At 68.7% G+C, this 15,730-nt stretch carries 13 protein-coding genes; 6 read left to right on the top strand and 7 right to left on the bottom strand.

Annotated features, from left to right (window positions below):
* Position 1 precedes the first annotated feature (1 nt).
* From V6K52_RS11015 to V6K52_RS11025, 3 genes are all read right to left on the bottom strand, one after another.
* The gene (locus V6K52_RS11015) at positions 2–469 is read right to left on the bottom strand and encodes a GNAT family N-acetyltransferase (RefSeq protein ID WP_353950161.1); all 468 of its coding nucleotides are present in this window, start codon (positions 467–469) and stop codon (positions 2–4) included.
* 9 nt (positions 470–478) lie between these two features.
* Positions 479–2,470 carry a threonine--tRNA ligase gene (gene thrS / locus V6K52_RS11020; protein WP_353950162.1) on the bottom strand — a complete coding sequence of 664 codons (1,992 nt, stop codon included), beginning with the start codon at positions 2,468–2,470 and terminating at the stop codon, positions 479–481.
* 123 nt (positions 2,471–2,593) lie between these two features.
* On the bottom strand, positions 2,594–3,673 hold the full coding sequence (locus V6K52_RS11025; RefSeq protein WP_353950163.1) for an aromatic acid exporter family protein: 1,080 nt from the start codon (positions 3,671–3,673) through the stop codon (positions 2,594–2,596).
* Between the two features lie 88 nt (positions 3,674–3,761).
* Between V6K52_RS11025 and V6K52_RS11030 the strand changes: the two genes are divergently transcribed.
* From V6K52_RS11030 to V6K52_RS11040, 3 genes are all read left to right on the top strand, one after another.
* The gene (locus V6K52_RS11030; RefSeq protein ID WP_353950164.1) at positions 3,762–4,514 is read left to right on the top strand and encodes an N-acetyltransferase; all 753 of its coding nucleotides are present in this window, start codon (positions 3,762–3,764) and stop codon (positions 4,512–4,514) included.
* Between the two features lie 70 nt (positions 4,515–4,584).
* On the top strand, positions 4,585–6,795 hold the full coding sequence (locus V6K52_RS11035; RefSeq protein ID WP_353950165.1) for an ATP-binding protein: 2,211 nt from the start codon (positions 4,585–4,587) through the stop codon (positions 6,793–6,795).
* Positions 6,792–7,445: a response regulator transcription factor gene (locus V6K52_RS11040; RefSeq protein WP_353950166.1), complete on the top strand. Its 654-nt coding sequence runs from the start codon at positions 6,792–6,794 to the stop codon at positions 7,443–7,445. Before V6K52_RS11035 ends, V6K52_RS11040 begins: the two co-directional genes overlap by 4 nt.
* A gap of 21 nt (positions 7,446–7,466) precedes the next feature.
* Here V6K52_RS11040 and V6K52_RS11045 read toward each other — a convergent pair whose 3' ends face one another.
* Positions 7,467–8,228, bottom strand: a complete 762-nt coding sequence (locus V6K52_RS11045; protein ID WP_353950167.1) for a hypothetical protein — start codon at positions 8,226–8,228, stop codon at positions 7,467–7,469.
* Positions 8,225–9,151: an ATP-binding cassette domain-containing protein gene (locus V6K52_RS11050; protein WP_353950168.1), complete on the bottom strand. Its 927-nt coding sequence runs from the start codon at positions 9,149–9,151 to the stop codon at positions 8,225–8,227. The genes V6K52_RS11045 and V6K52_RS11050 overlap by 4 nt, the downstream gene beginning before the upstream one ends.
* A 328-nt stretch (positions 9,152–9,479) precedes the next feature.
* Here V6K52_RS11050 and V6K52_RS11055 point away from each other — a divergent pair, with 328 nt between their 5' ends.
* Genes V6K52_RS11055 through V6K52_RS11065 form a run of 3 tightly spaced genes read left to right on the top strand, consistent with a single transcriptional unit; the run spans position 9,480 to position 13,444 of the window.
* The gene (locus tag V6K52_RS11055; protein ID WP_353950169.1) at positions 9,480–9,965 is read left to right on the top strand and encodes a hypothetical protein; all 486 of its coding nucleotides are present in this window, start codon (positions 9,480–9,482) and stop codon (positions 9,963–9,965) included.
* A gap of 19 nt (positions 9,966–9,984) precedes the next feature.
* The gene (locus tag V6K52_RS11060) at positions 9,985–11,511 is read left to right on the top strand and encodes a multicopper oxidase family protein (protein ID WP_353950170.1); all 1,527 of its coding nucleotides are present in this window, start codon (positions 9,985–9,987) and stop codon (positions 11,509–11,511) included.
* A gap of 46 nt (positions 11,512–11,557) precedes the next feature.
* Entirely contained in the window at positions 11,558–13,444 is a 1,887-nt protein-coding gene (locus V6K52_RS11065; protein WP_353950171.1) for a prolyl oligopeptidase family serine peptidase, read from the top strand.
* An 85-nt stretch (positions 13,445–13,529) separates the two neighbouring features.
* Here the strand turns inward: V6K52_RS11065 and V6K52_RS11070 are convergent, their stop codons facing one another.
* On the bottom strand, positions 13,530–14,390 hold the full coding sequence (locus V6K52_RS11070; protein ID WP_353950172.1) for a MaoC/PaaZ C-terminal domain-containing protein: 861 nt from the start codon (positions 14,388–14,390) through the stop codon (positions 13,530–13,532).
* On the bottom strand, positions 14,390–15,727 hold the full coding sequence (locus V6K52_RS11075; protein ID WP_353950173.1) for a 3-oxoacyl-ACP reductase: 1,338 nt from the start codon (positions 15,725–15,727) through the stop codon (positions 14,390–14,392). Before V6K52_RS11075 ends, V6K52_RS11070 begins: the two co-directional genes overlap by 1 nt.
* Positions 15,728–15,730: the final 3 nt, after the last annotated feature.

Raw genomic sequence — 15,730 nt, forward strand, 5'->3', positions numbered from 1 at the left:
CTCAGGTCGCGTTCGCGCGCCACTCCATGAATTTGCCTGCGGGAGAAGTGAATCCGGCTCGCTCATAGAGTGAGCGCGCCTGAGGTTCAGCGTTGAGCTGCATGCGGTCCACGTCGTGCTCGAGGGCCCAAACATGGAGTGCTGCGAGGAGTTGTCCCCCGAGCCCGGAGCCGCGGGCATCCCGAGTGACGAAGAGCAACGACACGTGCAGCCACCGCGTCCGCGGCCGTCGAGAGCTGGGCAGCTTGGTGACGACTGCCGCCGTCACCATCCCGAGTGGGCGCCCGTCCGGGGCCTCGGCCACGAACGTCACGCGGGCGCTGTCGCCGAGCCACGCCTCTGCATAGCGGTCGAGGAATCCCGGCTCGATGGTTGCGCCGCACTCCCGGTCGTCCTGCAACGTGAGTGCGGCGCACGCCAACGCGTCCCGCGGTTCGGCGAGACGGATGACGAAGCCACCGGATGACATGGTGACCGATCAGACCTGGGCGCGGGTCTCGATGGCGGTGAGGACCTCGGCGATCGCGTCCTCGATCGGCACACCGTTCTTCTGCGACCCGTCGCGGTAGCGGAACGACACCGCGTTGTTGCTGCGGTCGTCCTCTCCGGCGATGAGCGCGAACGGAACCTTGGCCTTGCTCGCGTTGCGGATCTTCTTGGGGAAGCGGTCGTCGCTGTCGTCGAGCTCGACCCGGATGCCCTTGGCCATCATCTGCTTTAGGACATCCCAGAGGTAGTCGTTGTATTCGTCCGCGACCGGGAGTCCCAACACCTGAACAGGGCTGAGCCACACCGGGAACGCGCCGGCGTAGTGCTCCACGAGCACACCGATGAAGCGCTCGATCGAGCCGAACTTCGCCGAGTGGATCATCACCGGCTGCTGACGTGAGCCGTCGGCCGCTTGGTACTCGAGGGCGAAGCGGTCGGGCGAGGGCTGGTTGAAGTCGTACTGGATGGTGCTCATCTGCCAGGTGCGGCCGATCGCGTCACGGGCCTGGATCGAGACCTTGGGACCGTAGTAAGCCGCGCCGCCGGGGTCGGGGACGAGCTCGAGTCCGGTCTCGGAACAGACCTCCGACAGGACGCGGGTCGCCTCGGCCCAGTCCTCGTCGGATCCGATGAACTTCGCGCTCTTCTCGCCCTCGTCGTCACGGGTGGACAGCTCGAGATAGAAGTCGTCCAACCCGAAGTCACGCAGCAGTCCAAGGACAAAGGCCAGCAGATGGCGGATCTCGTCCGGCGCCTGCTCCTTGGTCACGTAGGAGTGGCTGTCGTCCTGCGCAAACCCGCGGACACGGGTCAGGCCGTGGATGACGCCGGACTTCTCGTGCCGATAGACGTGTCCGAACTCGAAGAGCCGCAACGGCAGCTCGCGGTAGGAGCGCTGCTTCGATCGGTAGATGAGGTTGTGCATGGGGCAGTTCATCGCCTTGAGGCGGTAGTCCATGCCGTCCACGTCGAGCGCCTGGAACATGCCCTCGCCGTAGTAGGGCAGGTGCCCGGAGGTGTGGAACAGCCCTTCTTTGGCAATGTGCGGGGTCCCGACGTAGTCGAAACCCTCCTCGATGTGCCGACGGCGGACATAGTCCTCCATCTCACGCTTGATCACCCCACCCTTGGGGTGGAAGACCGGCAGGCCGGAGCCGATCTCGTCGGGGAAGGAGTAGAGGTCGAGCTCACGACCCAGCTTGCGGTGGTCGCGCTTCTCGGCCTCGGCGAGACGGTCGAGATAGCCCTTCAACTCATCCTTGGTCGGCCACGCGGTGCCGTAGACGCGCTGGAGCTGCGGGTTCTTCTCGGACCCGCGCCAGTAGGCGGCGGCGCTGCGCATGACCTTGAAGGCGTTGCCGAGCACCTTGGTGGTGGGGACGTGCGGTCCGCGGCAGAGGTCGCCCCACGCCGTGGTGCCATCGCGGCGGACGTTGTCATAGATGGTGAGCTGAGCGCCGCCGACCTCTACGTCGGCGCCGTCGGCTGCGTCACTGGCGGCGCCGCCCTTGAGGCCGATGAGCTCGCACTTGTAGGGCTCGTCCTTGAGCTCCACGAGGGCGTCGTCGTCGCTGATCTCGCGGCGCACGAAGGTCTGGCCCTCGTTGACGATCTTCTGCATGGCCTTCTCGAGGGCCTTGAGATCGTCGGGCTGGAACGGCTCGGCCACGTCGAAGTCGTAGTAGAAACCGTCGCGCACGGGCGGGCCGATGCCAAGCTTGGCGTCGGGGTTGATCTGCTGCACGGCCTGAGCGAGAACGTGAGCAGCGCTGTGGCGCAACACATCAAGCCCATCCTGCTCCTGCGCCGTCACTGGCTCTACGGCGTCACCGTCGGCGAGGACATGGGCGAGGTCGCGCAACTCACCGTTGACTCGGGCCACCAGGACATCCCGCTGGCCGTCAAACAGCTCAGCCGCGGTCGTCTCCAGGTCCACCGATCGCTCGTCTCCGGCGACCTGAACGGTGATCTGCGATGACACAGCGGCTTCTCCTGAGGTGACCCAAAACGGGGGTATGCCGCGTGCGGACGTCCCGACGCGGCATACCGATGTTATCTGGCCGGTTCACGGCACCGCGCGCGCCTTTCGCGCGTCCGAGGCAGCTCAGTCGGTCGGCGGGATGACTGCGCCGCCCGCCCGAGTGCGCAGCTCGGCGACGAGCCGTTGGCAGTCGTGGAGCAGCGCTCCGTGGACGGGCCACGCGCGGGGGTCGTCCAGGGGCGTCTCGTGCAGCAGCGTCGTGAGCTCGTCGAGCTGGGCCACCGCACCATCGAGGCGTGACCCGACCGACTCGAGCGCGCCGTCGGCATCGACCCCGAAGTCGTCGAAAGCGGTCGACACCTCGCGAAGGACCGAGGCGATCCCGGCGAGGAAGTTCTGGCTCGGGCTGGCGCGGTCCGGGTCATCCAGGTTGTCGCGCAGCGTTCGGACCAGACCACTCACGTGCCATGTGGCTCGGCGGAGTCCTTCAACCGTCTCGCCATAGCCGTCCCACGCAGGCGCGAGCTTGTGGATCTGGTCGCGGGGGTTGAGCTTCTGGCTCTCGCGGCCCAGCTCGATGAGGTCGACGACCTCCTCGGCTTCGACATGAAGCCTGTCAGCGGTGTCACGCCATCCGTCGAGGGCGTCCTTCCCCCAGTCACCGGTCAGTCCTTCGGCGACCTCGTCGAGCAGCCCGCGCACCCGCCGCGTGTAGTCGAGCACCCGCTGACGAGGACCTTCCACGTGGAGCGGGGCGAGAACCACGATGTTGACGACGACGCCGATGACGCCCCCGACGAGGGTTTCGAGCATCGTCAGGGCGGTGAAGTCCTCGCTCGTCCCGCCCGCGGTGAGGAGCGAGAGCAACGCCATCGACGGCACCTGGATCCCGTGGTCCCCGAGCCGTCGCCAGCGGCCGATCACGAGGGCACCGAGGATGACAATGCCCATGCTCCACCACGTCAGTCCCAGCGTCGTGCCGACCAGCCAGGCAAGGCCCATGCCCAGTCCCACGGCAAAGATGCGTCGAACGCTCGCGCCGAGTGATCGCACGATGGTCTTGTCGACGACGAGGAGGGCGGCCAGCGGCGCGTAATAGGGAGTGGCGCTGCCCATGACCCGGTCCGCGACGACCCACGCGATGACCGTGGCCATGGTGGCCTTGATGATCATGAGGGTGTCGTCGCGCGAGAGCCAGGGCATGCTGGCGACCCTAGGCTCGCCACGGCACACGGAGCAATCCTCAGCAAACTCGCAGCCGCGACACCCTCGCCGCCCATACGGTCTGATCATGGACCTCGTCATTGCCAGCCTGGCCGAGCGGCCGGATCTCGCCCACCTCCTTCAGGAGTTCGACGACCCGTGGCCGGAGTTCATGAAGTACGACGCGATCGCTGACCTGTACTACCCGCGAGCGTCGACGACCTTTGCTGCCTGGACCCTCCTCGCGTGGGACGAGGCCGAACCGGGCCGCCTCGCGGCGAAGTCCCACTCGATCCCCTTCGCGATGGGCGCGGACATCGGGCGCCCGACCCTGCCGGACGACGGGTGGGACGGAGTGATCGTGTGGGCCTGGCTGGATGAGCTCGCTGGTCGCGAACCCACTCACGTGTCCGCTCTCGAGGTCGCGATCCGACCCGACATGCAGGGCAGCGGCCTTGCCTCGGTGATGTTGGAAGCCAAGCGGCGCAACGCTGCTCGTCACGGCTTCCACGACCTCGTCGCCCCCGTGCGACCGAGCCGCAAGCACCTCCAACCCCACGTCCCCATGACCGACTACGTGTCCCGGCTGCGGGACGACGGGCTGCCCGAAGATCCGTGGCTGCGTCTTCACGCCAGGGTCGGCGGGACGATCGAAGGTGTGTGCCCGCGGGCCATGACGATCTCGGGGACCCTCGCCGAGTGGCGATCACGGACAGGGTTGCCCTTTGACGCCACGGGCGACGTCGAAGTCCCGTTCGCGCTCAACCCGGTCCACGTGAGCGTCGAGCACGACCACGCGGTCTACGTCGAACCGGGTGTCTGGGTCCACCACCGCCTCTGATGGCGTGGTCCCGACCACGACGTTCACCAGTGGGCTGACACCGTCGCGAGGCGCGAGGATCATTCGGGACATGGCACCTGGAGACGTCCGCGCGTTGCCGCTGCACGTCGTCGCCGCCGTCGTCCTCCTCCTGGGTGCCATCTTCGGTCTCTGGCGCCTGTCCTACCCCACCGAGTGTGCCTGGGTCACACCCTCATCCTCGGCCTGGACAGACGCCGGTGTCCGACCGGACGTCCCACGTGGCTGTCTGCTGACCGCAGGTCAGACCGTCACCGCGGCCAGCGTCCAAGCGGATGCTGTGACGCTCACCCTCGAGGACGACTCGCGGGTCACACTCCCCCGGAACGCACCGGGAACGGTTGTCGCACAGCGGATCGGAGACTCCTGGTCGTCGTTCGCCTACGTCGTCGCGCTCTTTGCCCTTGCCGGGTATGCCGTCCGCCGCCGTCCCCGGGCCACCGCACCGGCCGCGTTGGCCGTCTTCGCCGGCGGCCTGCTGGGCAGCACCTTTGCCACGATGACCGGCCTGCCCCCTTCTGCCGCGTTCGGGGGCGCGGCCCGGTGGCTGTGGTTCGCCAACGTCCAGGCTGCGTTCCTCCTGTGTTGGGGAGGCATGATCGCGTCACTGCTGCATTTCCCAACCCCGGTGACACGCCCCCGCGCGCGGTTGACGTGGCTGGCGCTCGTCGGCCCCACTGCCCTGTGGCTCGTCGTGATTCTCGCTGCCGCCCTGCGCGGACCCAGTTTCAGCGGCTGGGTCCGGACCTCCATCGTCGTCCAGTCCTCACTCACGGTTCTCGTCATCGCCGCATCGCTGGTCCACCTCGGCGCGAAAGTCCGACGAGTCGTGCGCTCCGACCCTGCCAACGTGGCCCGGCAGCAGGTGTTGTGGGTGTCCGGTTCGGCACTCGTGTCGGCCAGCCTCACGCTCGGGATCTGGATGCTGCCCGAACTCTTCACTGGTGAGTCCCTTCTCCCGAACGAGTTCATCGGCGCACCAGGGCTGGTCACGGTGGCCGGCCTGACCCTCACGATGCTCCGCTACCGGCTCTTCGACCTCGACGTGGTCCTGACCCGGACGATCGTCTACTCACTGCTGCTGCTCGCCGCGGTGTCCACCTATCTCGTGGTCACGGCGGCGCTCGTGACCGTTTTCGGCGCGGTCGCCGACGGGCCGATTGCGGTCGTGGGAGCGGTCGTGGTGGCCCTCGCCACCAACCCGGTTCGCGTCCGTCTCGAGCGCCTCGTGAACCGCGCCTTCTACGGTGACCGCCATGAGCCCTACGTGGCCCTGAGCCGTATCGCCGAGCATGCCGCGGACCGGCACCAGTCGCTGGAGTCGGTCGCCGAGGACATCCGCCACTCCCTCCGTGTTCCCTTCCTCGCGATCGAACCCGAGGGCGCCCCGGCCGCCAGTTCGGGCAGGCCGTCGTCACGGGCCAACGGCGTCGTCGAGCTCCCAACCGCCTGGTCCGGTGACGTCGTGGGCCGCATCGTCCTGGCCCGTCGCGGCCGGGGCGAACGGTTCTCCCGCACAGAACGCCGGCTGCTCGACGACATCGCACGCGAGCTCGGGAGCCGGCTCCGGGCCGACCGGATGGCTCTGGACCTCCAGGCGTCACGTGAGCGCATCGTGACCGCGCGCGAGGAGGAGCGACGAGCCCTGCGCCGGACGATCCACGACGACATCGGCCCGACGATGGCCGCCATGGCCCTGAAGGCCGAGACCGCGCGCCGCACGTTGTCCGACCCAGCGACGATGCAGGACACTCACGGCCTCCTGGGCGACATCGGGCGGACCGCAGCCCGGATGGCCGAGTCCCTGCGTTCCCTCGCCTACGACCTGCGGCCTCCGGCCCTCGACGAGCTCGGCCTGGTCGCTGCCGTCCGCCTCATGGCCGACACGGCGCCCGGCCTCGTGGTCGAGGTCATCGGTGACGAACTCGATGGCCCCGCGCAGGTGCCGCTGGGGGCGGCACCCGAGGCCGCGGCATACCGGATCATCCGGAGCGCCATCGACAACACGGTGCGGCACGCGGAGGCGACGACGTGCATCGTGCGTCTCGCGCGCGAACCGGACCGTCTCGTCGTGGTCGTCGAGGACGACGGAGTGGGTATGCCGTCCGACCACCCTCGCGGGGTCGGCCTCACGTCCATGGCCGAACGGGCCGCAGAACTCGGGGGCTCCTGCACCACCGGCGCGCGACCCGACGGCGGGACGATCGTGCGCGCCGAGCTCCCGACCCCGGCACCGTCCGACCGGAAGCAGCCGAGCCCATGACCGAGAAGCTGGCCGACGCCACAACCGTCATCCTCGTGGACGACCACCCGCTCTACCGCGAGGGTCTGGCGGGGCTCCTCAGGACGACGCCGGACCTCACGGTCGTGGGCGAAGGCGGGACGGGGCGTGAGGGTGTCGACCTCGCCGGGCGTCTCCACCCGGACGTCGTCGTCCTCGACCTCACGATGCCCGACCTCGACGGGGTCGCGGCCTGCCGGGAGATCGTGGCGGCGGCACCAGGGACTGCTGTCCTCATGCTCACGATGTATGACGACGACGACCTCGTGTTCCAGGCCATGCAGGCGGGTGCCCGGGGCTACCTCGTCAAGACGGCCGAGCCGACCTCGGTCATCGCCGCGATCCGCACGGTCGCCGAGGGCGGCGCGGTCCTCTCCCCCGCCCTGGCGACCCGGCTTGCCTCGTGGTTCTCGACCCTCCAGCGCGAGCACGGCCCGTTCGCCCACCTGACCGCGCGCGAAAAGGACGTGCTCCGGCTGATGGTGAAGGGGCGCGACAACGCCGGCACCGCGGCATACCTCGGGGTGAGTCCGAAGACGGTCCGCAACGTCGTGTCCTCAATATTTGCGAAGCTGGGCGTCGCTGACCGGTCGGCCGCCGTCGCGAAGGCGCGCGAGGCCGGCCTCACCTGAGGCGCCGGTCGAGTGCCGCACTCACAGGACGTCCCTGCGTGGACTGATGCGCATCGCGAGGACGGCGAACGAGGCTGTGTAGCCGAGCAGGACGAGCCCACCCATGGGGACAGACAGCAACTGGTCGTCGAAGCCGTACGACGGACCGAGCTGCATCAGCGAACCGGCGGCAGCAAAGGGCAGCCAGCGTCCCACCTCCGGGAATAGGGGGATGACCATCTGCTCGACGGCGAGCATCCAGATCAGCACGCCGACGACGGCGGCGATCTGGTTGGGGATCAGGGCGCCGATCGAGACGCCGACGACGCCGTACGCCGCCATCACGACGAACCCGGCCGCGACCGTCTCCCAGAACTGTTCCGCCACAGTCACGTCGCCATCCTGGGAGCGGATCAGCGCGATGCTGAGCGTCATGGTCACCGCGAGCGTCAGGGTGGTGATGACGACGCTGGCGAGCGCCAGCGACAGCCCCTTGGCAACGAGGACTCGCATGCGGCGCGGCTCGCCCAAATACGTCGACGTGATCGTCCCGTAGCGGAACTCCTGGGTGAAGGCGAGCACGCCGAGCAGCGTCATCAACACCTGGGGAGCGCCGAATCCCGTGCCCACCACAAGGGCCAGGAGGCCAGGGTCATCGAGGGAGATCGGAGAATTCTCTTCAATGACCCCCGGCACCATCGTCGCGACAGTGAGCACCGCGAGCAGGAGCGTCGCAAGCGCCAACAGCGCCGTCGCTCGCGTGCTGCGCAGCTTGAGCACCTCCGCGGCCAGCAACGCCTTCACGAGAGCACCCCCTCGGCCGACATCGGACGCTCCACTGGGGGGTGAGGCTCCTGGGTGAGTCGAAAGAAGGCCTTCTCGAGATCCGCCGTCCCTTCCAGGCTGTGCAGGACGATCCGATGCAGTGCCGCGAGCTCCCCGACCTCCTCAGGTGTCGCGTCGACGGCGAGTCCATCGTCCGTACGGCGGTGGATGTGGCCGACCGCGTCGAGGGCGGCGCCGAGCCGGTCCGGGTCCGGCGTCCGCACCCGCGAGCCGACCCCTGCCTCGGCGCGAAGGGCGGCAAGGCTGGAAGACCTGAGCATCCGGCCGTGAGCCATGACGAGCACGTGGTCGGCGATCAGCTCGACCTCACTCAGGGCATGGCTGGACAGGAGCACCGTGCGACCCTCGTCCGCGAGCCCGCGGAGGTAGCCACGGAGCCACCTCACGCCGGGTGGGTCGAGGCCGTTCGTCGGCTCATCCATGACGAGCACTCCCGGGGCTCCGAGCATCGCGGCAGCAATCCCCAGCCGCTGGCGCATCCCGAGGGAAAACGCGCCGACCCGCCGACGGGCGTCCGCGGACAGCCCGGTCTCGGCCAGGACGCGCTCGGGCGCGTCGTGGGCCAGACTGGATGCGATCGTCAGGATGCGGAGGTGGTCGAGCGCGGTACGCCCCGGGTGGTAGCCCGAGGCCTCGAGGACCGCCCCGACCTGCTGGATGGGGTCCGGCAGTTGGTCATACCGTCGGCCACCGACCGTCGCTGTCCCCTTGTCCGGCTCCACGAGTCCGAGCAGCATCCTCAGCGTGGTGGTCTTCCCGGCCCCATTGGGTCCGAGCAGAGCAGTCACCTCGCCCGGTCGCGCCACGGCGCTGAGATCGTGGACGGCGGACACGTCCCCAAAGGACTTGGCGAGACCGTTGAACTCGATGGCGCCGGTCATGGCAGGGCACCAGCGAGGGACGGCCTCGCGATGGACTGAGCCGAGATGATGAGTTCCATGCCCTGATGGTTGGTTCGTGCCGTCCCGGGCCGCATGGGCTGCGTCCCGGGTCGGCCCGGGAGAAATCAGACCGGGGTGAGTCACCGGGGTGAGCCACGGCATACCGGCATGCCAACCCGCCACGAGCGGCTGTGGGGGGTGAAGGTTCCCGGGTGGAGCCGGGACCGCGCCCATGACGGCCGGGACGCCGAGCCCGCACTGTGTCCCCAAGTCGGTCCACGTCCGGACGCGAGGGTGCCGGGCCCGACAACAGTTACGGAGGCGCGACATGCGCAAGACCTACAACGTCCTCGGGTGGGTCATCGCGGGGTTCGTCATGCTGCAGGCCGCATTGATTGCCTGGGGCGTCGGCGGCGAAAACCGGTTCATCGAGAACGGCGGAGTCATGGACAAGGCCCTCGCCGAAGCAGCAGAGGGCGGGGGCGAGCCACCGTTCCCCGAGGCGATCGCCTTCCAGATCCACTCCCTCAACGGGATTCTGATGCCGGTCCTGGCACTCATGCTCGTCGGGATCTCGTTCGGCGCCAGGCTGCCCAAAGCCCGGCGCAACGCCGGCATCCTCTTTGGGCTCATCTTCGTCCAGCACGGGCTCGGGATGGCCATCGTCGACAGCCCGCTGTTCGGGTTGGCGCATGGCCTGAATGCCCTGTTGGTGTTCATGGCGGCCTTGATGGTCGCTCGGCACAAGCCCGCCTCTGGTGTCGGCGGGAACGGCGAAGCCGCTGACGTGGAACTGACTTCGGCCGGTCTCTGACATGGGCGAGGACGTGGCGGTGACCGGGCCACTGGCCCGGTTTCTGCGGTGGGGTGCCCTGGGCCTCGCCGGAGTCCTGGTGCTCGTCGTCACCGCCGCGTGGTTCTCCAGCCGACTGCCCGATCGCTACAACGTCATGTCGATGGGCACGATGGACCTCGGCCTGCCGGCGGGAAGTCCTGTCGACGGGCACAACGGGCACGGGTCCGTGGGCGCACTCGCGCCGGGTGCCGCAGCCCCGACCGCGCCGGACAGGACGGTCAGCTCACTCACCGCCGACCCGTCCCGCCCAGCCGAGGTCGTCGTTGACCTCGTCGCCACGCAAGGCCAGGTTCGCCTCCCGGACGGCCGGAACGTCGAGGGTTTCGCGCTCAACGGGCAGACGCCCGGCCCGACGATCACTGCCACCGAGGGCCAGCTGGTCGAGGTCCGGGTCCGCAACGAGGACGTCACCGAGGGCATGACCCTGCACTGGCACGGGGTGGATGTGCCGAACTCCCAGGACGGCGTCGCCGGTGTCACCCAGGACGCGATCCTTCCCAGCGGCCATCATGTCTACCGGTTCGTCGCGCAGGCAGGGACCTACTGGTACCACTCGCACCAGGTCTCCGACCCGCAGGTCCGCGGTGGGCTCCTCGGCGCCTTCGTCGTCGCGCCACGTGCCAACGTGCCGCCCGGCGGTGGGCAACAGAGCGCGGCCGACGTCGTCGTCCTGGCCCACACCTACGCAGGCAAGCGGACCCTCAACGGCCGTGCCGGTGAGTCACGCGTGGCTGCCGCACCCGGGTCCAGGGTCCGCCTTCGAGTCATCAACACGGATCCGGGACCGATGCCGGTCTGGGTGAGCACGGCATACACGGTCGTCGCCGTCGACGGACGGGATATGCACGAACCCGGGGTGGTGAAGGACCGTTCGATTCTGGTCACGGCAGGTGGACGGGCCGACCTCGAGGTCACGGTGCCGCAGGCCGGCGCGGTGCGGTTGCAGGTGGCCGGAACCTCACTCGTGGTCGGCGACGGGCCGGTCCCGGCCCCAGCCAGCGCCCCGACGGACGAGGTGGACCTGCTGTCGTACGGGACGCCGGCGGCGCTCGGCTTCGATCCGGCGGCGGCGACGCGCGCGTTCGACTATGTCATTGGGCGCCGGCTCGGGTTCCTCGATGGCAGGCCCGGGATGTGGTGGACGATCAATGGCGCCATGTCTCCGGACGTGCCGATGTTCATGGTGGCCGAGGGCGATGTAGTGCGGATGCGGGTCGTCAACGACTCCGGTGAGGTGCACCCGATGCACCTGCACGGACACCACGCAGTTGTGCTGTCCCGCAACGGGATTCGGGCGTCCGGCAGCCCCTGGTGGATCGACTCGCTCAACGTCGAGGACGGCGAGGCCTATGACATCGCGTTCGTTGCTGACAACCCGGGCATTTGGATGGACCACTGCCACAACCTGCGACATGCCCGTGAAGGGCTGGTCGCGCACCTGGCCTACTTCGGGGTGACGTCGCCGTTCGTGATCGGCGGAACAGCGCAGAACACCCCGGAATGAGGTGATCCCATCGGTAGTACTTCCCCGGACGATTAGATTTGGACTCATGCCCGTCCTCCCGTTCGGCTCCTGGTCGTCTCCTGTGTCCCCCAGTTCCTTGACCGCCGCCACACGAGGCCTCGACGAGGTTCGCGTCGACGGACCCGACACGTGTTGGCTCGAATCGCGGCCGTGGGAGGGTGGGCGGGTCGTGCTGGTGCGGCACGTCGGTGCAACCGGTGTCGTGGAGGACGTGGTCGGCGAGGGCGTCAACGTGCGTTCGCGGGTCCACGAATACGGCGGGGGCGCGTATGCCGTCCGCTCCGGAACCGTTGTCGTCACGACGATGCCGGACCTGCAGGTCCACGACGTCGCGTCGGACGGTTCCCTGCGGACGATCACGCCTGAGGGCAAGTTCCGCTATGGCGGGCTCGTGCTGGGCGACGGGTTCGTCCTCGCCGTGCGGGAGGACCACTCCGGCGAGGGCGAACCGGTCAACACCCTCGTGCGGTTGGACCTGCACGGCGACAACGCCGACGGTGGTGTCGTCCTGTGGGAGGGATCGGACTTTGTCGGTCGCCCCGCGCTGTCCCCTGATGGATCGCAGCTCGCGGTCGTGACGTGGGACCACCCCAACATGCCGTGGGACACGACGACCCTGCGCCGGGCCTCGCTCGATGCCGAGCAGCCACTCGAATGGTTGGTCGTCGAGGGGCGCACGGACGTCTCCGTCGGGCAGCCCCAGTTCGACGCCAGCGGCAGCCTCTGGTTCGTCTCCGATGAGTCAGGGTGGTGGAACCTCAAGCGGGACAGCGGTTCTGGCGCTGTCCCCGTCCACTCGACAGCGGCTGACTTCATGCAGCCGCAGTGGGTCCTGGGCGTGAGCGACTTCGCCCTGCTCTCCGACGGCCGGGTGCTCGTCCACTGGTGGGCCGATGGCGTGGGTCGCCTGGGGGTCCTTGATCCGCCCTCCGGCGAGATCTCCGACGTGGAACTCGAGGGCGTGCAGTTCGACCAGCTCCAGGCGGTGGATGGCGAAGTCGTCGTCCGGGTGGGCACCCTCACGGCGCTTCCGTCGGTCGTGCGAGGGCCGGTGACCGGACCCTTCACGACGCTTCGGCGCAGCCGAGACGAAGGTCTCGACCCGGCATACGCCAGCGCGGCGCAGGCGCGGACCTGGACCAACACCGGCGGGGACGAGGTGCACGGGGTCTTCCTGCCGCCGACGCACCCCGAGACGTCCGGACCTGACGGCGAGCTGCCGCCCTTGCTCGTCTTCGTCCACGGTGGGCCGACGAGCCGCACGGAGGCCGGGCTGCAGCTCGCCCGCGCGTTCTGGACGACCCGGGGGTTCGCAGTGCTCGACGTCAACTACTCGGGAAGCACAGGTCACGGGCGGGCCTATCGCGACCGGCTTCTCGGCCAGTGGGGAGTCATCGACATCGACGACGTCGTCACGGGTGCGCGGTCACTTGCGGAGGCTGGGCTCGTCGATGGCGAACGGCTCGCGATCCGTGGCGGGAGCGCGGGCGGCTACACCGTGCTGCGAGCCCTCACCACGAGTGATGCGTTCGCTGCAGGGACGAGCTACTTCGGTGTCGCGGACCTCGAGGCCCTCGCGGCGGACACCCACAAGTTCGAGTCGCGCTACCTCGACCGAGTCGTCGGCCCCTATCCGCAGGCCCGCGACCTCTATGTCGAGCGTTCCCCCATCCACCACGTCGACTCGGTTCAGGGGGCAGTGCTGCTGCTCCAGGGCGGGATCGACGAGGTCGTGCCGCAGGCGCAAGCGGAGTCGATGGCTGCCGGCATGCGTGCCGCTGGCGAAGAGGTGGAGCTCGTCATCTATCCCGATGAGGGTCACGGCTTCCGGGCCGCGTCAGCGATCGAGGACTCCGTGACGCGCGAGCTCGCCTTCTACGGCCGAGTCCTCGGCTTCACCCCGGCACCCTGAACGACTTATTGCGACTTCGCGCACCTCCCAGCGCAGGTGTGCTGGGACGAAACAGTGCGCGAAGTCGCAATAAGTCGGATGTTGGTCAGTGGGCGGCGGTTTCGAGGGTGAGCACCAGGTGCTCGGTCTCGGGCTTGCGCGTGTTGCGCAGCCCCGCCAGAACCACGGCCTGGCTGCGGTCGACGACGAAGTCGACCTTGCCCGGCAAGAGCACCGGCTTCTTGAACCACACGTGGGACGTGCTCGGCCCGTTCACCGAACGGCCGAGCGCGCCCAGCACGCGGGCAGAGGTCCACATGCCGTGGGCGATGGCCCTGGGGAAGCCCATCGCCTTGGCCGTGAGCGCGGACATGTGGATCGGGTTCACGTCACCTGAGATCGCGGCGTACCGCCGGCCGAGATCGCCCGGGAGCGAACACTGCGCCGCAGCCACCCCCTGGGGCATGGACGGCGACTCGGCGCCACGCTCGGCGTCGGGGTTGCCCCTGCCGCGGGCGAGGTAGGACGAGCGACCGCTCCACACCGACTCACCCTCGACGCTGACCTCGGTGACGAGGTCGACCTGACGACCCTTGGGGTGATCGCGCAGGTCCTCGGCGTGGACGGCGACGTCGAGCACGTCGTCGCTGGTGAGGGTCCGTCGCACTGTGATGGTGTTCTCGACGTGGACGAGCCCGACCAGTGGCAACGGGAACGACTTGCGCGCCATGAGTTCTGCCTGCAGCGGGAATCCCAGGATGTGCGGGTAGGTGTGCGGGAGAACGTCATCGACGCCGAAACCGCAGAGCCGCTGATAGTCCATGAGGTGCTCGCGCTGGACCTTGTGTCCAGTGAGGACGAGTTCGCTCGTGGGCAGCGCCCCGCCGGACTTCTTGCCGGCGATCGCCGCGCGCACGAAGACCTTCGCCAGTGATGGCGCAGAGCCGAACAACTCCTGTTGACTCATCAGGCCCCCAGAATCATCTGGCCGCAGACCCGGACGACGTTGCCCGTGACGGCACGGTTGGCGTCCCACGCGAAGTAGCCGATGGTCTCGGCGACATCGATGGGCAGACCTCCCTGTTGCAACGAGTTGGTCAGACGCCCGATCTCACGCGTGGCGAGGGGGATCTTGGCGGTCATCTCGGTCTCGATGAAGCCGGGTGCCACCGCGTTGACGGTGATGCCCTTGTCGAGGATCGCCTGGTCGGCGGCGAGCGACTGGGTCATGCCGATGACGCCGGCCTTGGAGGCGGCGTAGTTGGTCTGACCGCGGTTGCCCGCGATGCCGGCGATCGAGGAGACGTTGACGATGTGCCCACCGTCGTTGATCGCGGGGATCAGTGCTTCGTTCATCCGCAGGATCGACAGGAGGTTGACCTGGAGGACGGAGTCCCAGCGGTCGGCCTCGGTGTTGGCGAGCAGCTTGTCTCGGGTGATGCCAGCGTTGTGGACGACAATGTCGAAGCCACCGTGGCGCGCCGTGGCGTGCTCGACGATCTTGGCGCCAGCATCCTGCGCAGTGACGTCGACCTGGAGGGCCGAGCCACCGAGCTTGTTGGCGACCTCGGCGAGAGGTCCGCCAGCAGCCGGGATGTCGACGGCGAGGATCGTCGCGCCGTCACGCGCGAGCGTCTCGGCGATCGCTGCGCCGATGCCGCGAGCGGCACCCGTGACGATGGCCACCTTGCCGGCGAGCGGCTGGTCCCAGTCAGCGGGAGCGGTGATGTCGCCCACGGGTGCAGCAACCTGGAAGACCTGGGCGGACACGTAGGCCGAGCGACCAGAGAGCAGGAAGCGCACCGTCGCGTCGACACCGGCGTCAGCACCCTCGGCGACGAGGACCGTGTTGGCGGTGCCGCCACCACGCATCTCCTTGCCGATGGAGCGGACGATGCCCTCGACCGCGCGACGCGCGGCCGCCTGGGTGACCGACGTGGCCGACTCGGGCGGGCGACCGATGACGATGATGCGACCCGTGGGCGCCAACGTCTTGAGCGCCGGACCGACGACAGCGCGCAGGGTCTCGAGATCGGCCGGGGTCTCGATCGCGGTCAGGTCGAGAACGACGCCAACGACCGACGTCGATGGCCTCGAAGCGACCTGCACACCCGCGTCGGCCAGCAGGTGGCGGACGCGTTCGGCGACGGGAGCGTCACCGTGCCCGGCGACGAGAACTTCGCCGGTGATGAGCGAGCCGCCCACCTTGTGGCGACGCAGTCGGCTCGGCCGCGGCAGGCCCAAGGTGGTGGCAAGCTGCCTGCCGACACCACCGCTGACGAACTGTCCGTAGTTGAACGCCATGGA

It is taken from the genome of Knoellia sp. S7-12, assembly GCF_040518285.1.
GTDB lineage: Bacteria > Actinomycetota > Actinomycetes > Actinomycetales > Dermatophilaceae > Knoellia.